The sequence below is a fragment of the Chamaesiphon sp. OTE_75_metabat_556 genome (genome assembly GCF_031378165.1).
Taxonomy (GTDB): Bacteria; Cyanobacteriota; Cyanobacteriia; order Cyanobacteriales; family Chamaesiphonaceae; genus Chamaesiphon.
In genome coordinates, this window is record NZ_JANNDR010000209.1 from 1 (window position 1) to 5,901 (window position 5,901).

Annotated in this window: 5 protein-coding genes and 1 tRNA gene; 2 read left to right on the top strand and 4 right to left on the bottom strand. The window is 44.9% G+C overall.

Translation table 11 applies throughout. The features are described 5' to 3' along the window. Positions 1 to 383 precede the first annotated feature (383 nt). On the top strand, positions 384 to 2,789 hold the full coding sequence (locus RMO27_RS08605; RefSeq protein WP_309731365.1) for a DUF6709 family protein: 2,406 nt from the start codon (positions 384 to 386) through the stop codon (positions 2,787 to 2,789). A gap of 379 nt (positions 2,790 to 3,168) precedes the next feature. On the opposite strand, the gene RMO27_RS08610 is transcribed toward RMO27_RS08605, so the two are convergent. Together RMO27_RS08610 and RMO27_RS08615 are read right to left on the bottom strand one after the other, a co-directional pair. After that, positions 3,169 to 3,534 carry a clan AA aspartic protease gene (locus RMO27_RS08610; RefSeq protein WP_309731367.1) on the bottom strand — a complete coding sequence of 122 codons (366 nt, stop codon included), beginning with the start codon at positions 3,532 to 3,534 and terminating at the stop codon, positions 3,169 to 3,171. Continuing rightward, complete coding sequence (locus RMO27_RS08615; RefSeq protein ID WP_309731369.1) at positions 3,531 to 3,827, bottom strand: hypothetical protein; 297 nt, start codon at positions 3,825 to 3,827, stop codon at positions 3,531 to 3,533. The genes RMO27_RS08610 and RMO27_RS08615 overlap by 4 nt, the downstream gene beginning before the upstream one ends. A 144-nt stretch (positions 3,828 to 3,971) precedes the next feature. Between RMO27_RS08615 and RMO27_RS08620 the strand changes: the two genes are divergently transcribed. Next, positions 3,972 to 4,457 carry a hypothetical protein gene (locus tag RMO27_RS08620; RefSeq protein ID WP_309731371.1) on the top strand — a complete coding sequence of 162 codons (486 nt, stop codon included), beginning with the start codon at positions 3,972 to 3,974 and terminating at the stop codon, positions 4,455 to 4,457. 273 nt (positions 4,458 to 4,730) lie between these two features. Here the strand turns inward: RMO27_RS08620 and RMO27_RS08625 are convergent. Next, a tRNA-Asp gene (locus tag RMO27_RS08625) sits at positions 4,731 to 4,804 on the bottom strand. A 158-nt stretch (positions 4,805 to 4,962) separates the two neighbouring features. Next, on the bottom strand, positions 4,963 to 5,901 hold a 939-nt coding region (gene gndA / locus RMO27_RS08630), incomplete at its 5' end, for an NADP-dependent phosphogluconate dehydrogenase (protein ID WP_309731373.1).

The following is a 5,901-nucleotide window of genomic DNA, read 5'->3' on the forward strand; positions in this document are numbered from 1 at the left end:
GGATTTATATCAACAAGTAATGGATTTCCTGAAAAAGATTCAGGGAAATTAAGACACACCCCTAAAAAAGATTTTTAGCGATCGTGCCTAAATCAGCAGTGTTACTTAAATAGGATTGACATAGCTAATTAAAATAGATTAGTAATGAATTGTATGAAAAAGTGGCATCTACCCTAAAACAAATACAACAATTATCTCAGATCTGCTGTGAAAATTAACTTATGGAAGGAACGATCTTCTGGCAACGTATTCAAAAATCTAACAAAAAATTATGGCGGCATAATTTAATAGGAATAGCTTTATTGTTAGGATTAGGTTGTTCCCAATATCGTTACCTATATAACTGCTTCTTAGGCGCGCACAAAATAAATATCGAGCAACTTTTGAAACTTGAAGATGCCGATCGTATCGATCGTGAATTTGTTACTTTTACTAGTTCGAGTATCGTGGACACTGGCATTACCAGAGTAATGATTAACAAGAAAACTAATGTGGAGACAGTAGATAGTAAATATGCAGTTGCAATGCTCGATCGAGGTCGCGCTATTTTAATTAAGATGCAACCTCAAGCTGATTTAAAAAATCTTACTTTTACTGGGAAGCTATCAAAAATTCCCTTTGACACTCAGGAAAAAGTAGTCGTTCGACTAATGAAAAATCGGACTACTCTAAAAGATAAAATCTTACCTGTAATGCTGGAGTCAGTAAATTACAAATCCTCGCTGGATGGTTTGTTATTTATTCTAGCCAGCGGATTGGGTCTCTGTAGCTGGAATCTTTATAAAGCAAAAGTTAGAACCGACAATCCCCGCAAACATCCAATCTATAGTTCTTTAACACAATATGGAGATGGAGATTTGATTGCCTGTAATATTGACAATGAAATCAGAGATCTTTACCACAGCCAAGAATTAGAAGGCAATACATTATTTGTGACACCTTCTTGGCTGCTTTTTACTCAGATATATAATCTCCAAATCATTAAGCTCGATCGATTGATGTGGGCATTTAAACAAGTCACTCGTCATAGTGTTAACTTGATTCCCACTGGTAAAACCTATGCAATAGTGCTTTACGATCGTTTTGGTAAAAAACGACATTTCTCTATGTCTGAAAGAGAAGTCGATCTCATAATTCAGAGAATTCGTACATCTGCACCTTGGACGGTAATAGGATATACATCTGAAAGTAGAAAGATGTGCGACTGGCGCCGTAAAGAGTTCTATGCAATGGTAGAACAGCGGCAACGCACCAGCCAGTCACGTTCGGGAACTGCTCATGCTGCCCCTAAACAAGAAGGTAAGCCCAAAGCAACGGTTACTACCCCTAGACAAGAAGATAAACCCAAAGCAACAGTTACTGCCCCTAAACAAGAAGGTAAACCCAAAGCAACAGTTACATCTCCAGATCGAGCAGCTAAGGTTAACGAAAAAGTTCCTTCTCCCGATCGCCCCAATTCGAGTGATGTTCGACCCGATCTCAACATAGACCTCAATCTCGGATTTTACGAAGCGATCTTTGGGTGCGAACCAGACATTCGAGTCAATCGGCTCGAAATTCAAGCGAATGGTGAGTTTGCACCCACTGTCAAACAGCTAAAAATTGTCGTCCCGGCTGGCTCGACGACCGGAACCCGATTGCGCCTAACCGGACAGGGGAATCTCTGTACCTACGGCGGTAAACCTGGAGATTTGTATTTGCACCTGAAGGTGCCATTTCAGGCAGATGGATTGACCAGAGAAGGTGACGATATCTTTACAGAAGTCAAGATTACTCCAGCACAAGCCCAGGCTGGGGTGGAGCTTCGCATTTCCACCCTCGATGGTCGCATTAGTCTCAAGATCCCAGCAGACAGCAAACACCGTAGTTTCCTAACCTTACCTGGGCGCGGTGTACCCAAACGGGTTTCTCTCTTTGGGCGCGGGGATCTCGTGGTTTGGATTGAGATCGCACCGAAAGCTTCAGCAGCACCAAAAACTTCAGCAACACCGAAAGCTTCAGCAGCACCGAAAGCTTCAGCAGCACCAAAAGCTTCAGCAACACCAAAAGCTTCAGCGGATTTTGACAACATCAAATCTAGTTTAGATCGGCTGGCTCAGTTAGGCTGGCTCCAGGCGGAGTCCTCGTGGTCTGCCAACTTTACACTCGATCCGAGTGAGTTGTCTAATGCGGATCGACTAGATCGAGTGGTAAAAGCTTTCCTCGATCATGCCAGACGAGTAGCACCAGGGTTTGCGGTGCCGATGATGGTGCCCCGCGTGGTGGTAGAGTCCATGCCTGCTGCTGCCGGACAGTTTGAAGTGGATGAAGAGGGTTGGGTGACGATTCGCGTCAGTCCCGATTTCGAGCGGGACTTACCAGCAGCGCGAGCAATTTTAGCCCATGAAGTCTGTCATTATATTTTGGACAATCGCGGCATCCGCCAGCCGAATGTTGAACTCAACGAGCGCGACACAGATCTGTGCATGTTTATCTGTGGATTTGGTGAGGTATTTTTAGCGGGATACAAACGCTCGTCCGCTTGGAATGAATATCGGCCTGGGCATCGATTGGGCTATCTGACTGATGCTGAGTATGAATTTGCGAATCTCTATACGAGCGAACTTCGAGCGACTTACCGCCAAAATCTCCAGAGTGAATTGGATGTCTTGAAAGAACGACTTTTACGCAAAGCACAGGGCGATCGCGATCGTGTGCGGCGGCTGATCGAGTACGAACGCCAGCGCGGTCGATCGCTTTCAGAACTGGATCTGTATCGGGATGCGATCGATCGGTTTGACAGAGATTAAAAATCGAGTTAAAGCTAAAGTCACTTCCCCCAAGCAAGAAAATAAACCTCAAGAAAAGTTAAATCTCCGAGTCAAGAAAGCAAAGTTAACGAAAAAGCTACCTCTGTCGATCGAGTAGATCCAGAAACTTGCAACCTGGCGATCGCATTTGCTGGTTATGATGAAATTCGTGTCGAACGCTTACTAAATAGCATTCGTCGCAATCACTTAAACAAATCTGAGCAGTGGTGTTGGGAGAAAATTCTCTATGGTATGGATCTCGATCGGGGATTTTAAAGTTTTAGCATCACCTGCCAAATTGTACTGTAGGATGGCAATCTTGATTTAGCTGGGCGAAATAATTCTAGTAGTTCCGTCCGATAGCTTCTCAGCCAGTCATTTACAAAGCCTCAATACTGAGAATACTACCATCACTAAAATCAATATTCAGATTGCAATTATTGAGCAGTAAAGTGCCGATTTGCGGACGGCGTCCCATGGCTAATACTGGTACTTCTAGCTCGACACCATCCCAGAATACTGTCGCGCGATGAACTGGGGTGGGCAGATTTTCATCATTAGCTAAGTTAGTATTAATACTCGCAACATAAGGCAATTGCAGCTTGGCAACAGCCGCCACTGGCAAAGCCAAAGCTCCTTCAAATCCCGTATTAATCACACAGCCAATTTCTAGATCTGGATAGCCAGAAATCCTAATGATGACTTTTACCTGCGGCTGTCGTCCGATCACAATTCCATTAATCACGCTAAATCTACCTTCGTCAAACTACCACCCACAGCATAAACAGCATTAAAACCAATCCGTTCTGACCAAATCGTGGCATCAGGAAATTGAGAATGCAACCGATTGATCGCTTCTAGAAAGTTATCATCAATTTCATAATTACCAGTATCGAGATCGATCGCAATAATCTTGCCGATTTGCTCTCGCGTTTCTACCTGACTGCGGATCGATCGATTGTAAAGATCCTGTCCGCGTCTGGCAATTTTGAGATGATTAGGCGCAGTGGTTGCTTCCTTACTATTTGAATGAGTCATAACTCGATCGATTGCACTGTGTTTTATTCGTCTGTTTGGATTATACCAAAGTCAAGTTGCTTTGTAGGGTAATTATATTTTAGTTTTACGAGTATGTGATAATTAGGGAAGTCCCTAAGCTCTATAAATCTATTCATCAGCATCATGACTAACAGAAATGAAGGTTTTATGTGGTTGTTTAAAGATAAATATACCTTTAGCAAGCTTCCAAGTTCTGAAGCTTATAGCGGGTATTTGAAATCGGTACTCATTTGTGCCAATGGAGACGGGACATTAGCACCTGAAGAAAGAGACTGGGTTGTTGGGCTTGCGGCTGCTTTCGGCGCATCAGATTCATTAGTGGCAGAACTCAAATCCTATCAAGCGGATGAAGATATCGAGCAAGTTATTGGTGTAGCTCCTCCAGAAGCAAATGAATCACGCCGCTTTCTCGTTTACGATGCCATTAAAGCTTGCAGTGCGGATGGACAATATAGCGAACGTGAAAGAGCCACAGTAACTAAAATGGCTGCTAGATTGGGGATTTCTCAAGATGTGGTTAAGCGAATTGAAGAAATCTGCATCGCAGAAGCCCAGCTCCGAGCGAAACGACTGGAATTGATGTATCCAGAAGGATCACCTATTTTTTAACTTGTCAGAGACTAAGGATCTAGCTCGATCGGGTTTACAAATTACTGCCAACTCGATGCTGCTGCTGACCTTCGATCGTAATTCTATTGTCGATCGCTTTCCTACTCATGCCGAATAGTTCAACTAGGACATTAGGGTCGATTCAGATCCGATCAACCCCAACCTTACAAGATCGATCGCACTTGTCAACATTCGATCAAAGTTAACAAATCAAAAAGCCCCCATCTTGACGATGAGGGCTTTTTGATAAATGAGATCGAGTTTTGACTCTGACGGGACTGACGGGGCTCGAACCCGCGACCTCGCGCGTGACAGGCGCGCGCTCTAACCAACTGAGCTACAGTCCCATTTATTCAACAGATCTAATTATGCATTTTCTACGCCGAAATGTCAACTATTTAGTTGGGAGCTGGGAGTTGGGAGTTGGAGGCGGGGAGCGGGGGGTTGGGAACTAAGTATCTGCACTTCGCCTCCAACTCCCCCAGTCTCCTAGTCTTCCGCTCCTCTAGGCTTCTTTAGTCCATTCGGTATGGAACGAGCCTGGTTTGTCGATGCGCTCGTAAGTGTGGGCACCAAAGTAGTCCCGTTGAGCCTGGGTTAAGTTTTGGGGTAAGTTACCTCGGCGGTAACTATCGAAGTAATCTAGCGACGCGCTAAACGCCGGAACGGGGATACCCATTTTCGCAGCTTGAGCGATAACTTCGCGCCAAGCTGTTTGTCGATCGAGAATGGTCTGTCTGAATTCTGGAGCTAGGAGCAGATTGGCTAAATCCGGCTCGGCTTTGAAGGCATCCTTAATTTTATTGAGGAATCCCGCCCGAATGATACAGCCACCCTTCCAGATCCGCGAAATTTCGCTCAGATTAAGATTGTAACCTTCCGCTTTAGACGCGGCACTGAGTAATGCCATCCCTTGAGCGTAGGAGCAGATTTTCGAGCAGTAGAGAGCGTCACGAACTTGGTCGATAAAGACTTTAACATCACCAGTAAATTTGGTATCTGGCCCAGTCAGCAGCTTGGCCGCTGCGACGCGTTCGGTCTTAATCGATGACATGATCCGCGCATTCACCGCTGCGATGATGGTTGGGATCGATACACCCAATTCGAGGGCACTTTGGACTGTCCAGCGTCCGGTACCTTTTTGGGCGGCAGCATCAAGAATCATTTCGACCAGTGCGTTATTAGTTTCTGGGTCGATATATTTGAAGATATCGGCAGTGATTTCGATCAAAAAGGAGTTGAGTTCTTCGGTGGTATTCCACTGGGTAAAGACTTCATGCAATTGCTTGTGGTCTAGACCTGCGACATTCTTGAGTAAGTCATAGGCTTCGGCAATCAATTGCATATCGCCATACTCAATGCCGTTATGCACCATTTTGACGTAGTGCCCAGCACCACCTTTGCCGATGTAGGTAACACAGGGACCATCATCTACCTGGGCAGC

Bases quoted from the DNA above. Each gene is read 5' to 3' on its own strand.
- RMO27_RS08620 (WP_309731371.1), top strand. From the start codon at position 3,972: ATGACTAACAGAAATGAAGGTTTTATGTGGTTGTTTAAAGATAAATAT.
- RMO27_RS08615 (WP_309731369.1), bottom strand. From the start codon at position 3,827: ATGACTCATTCAAATAGTAAGGAAGCAACCACTGCGCCTAATCATCTC.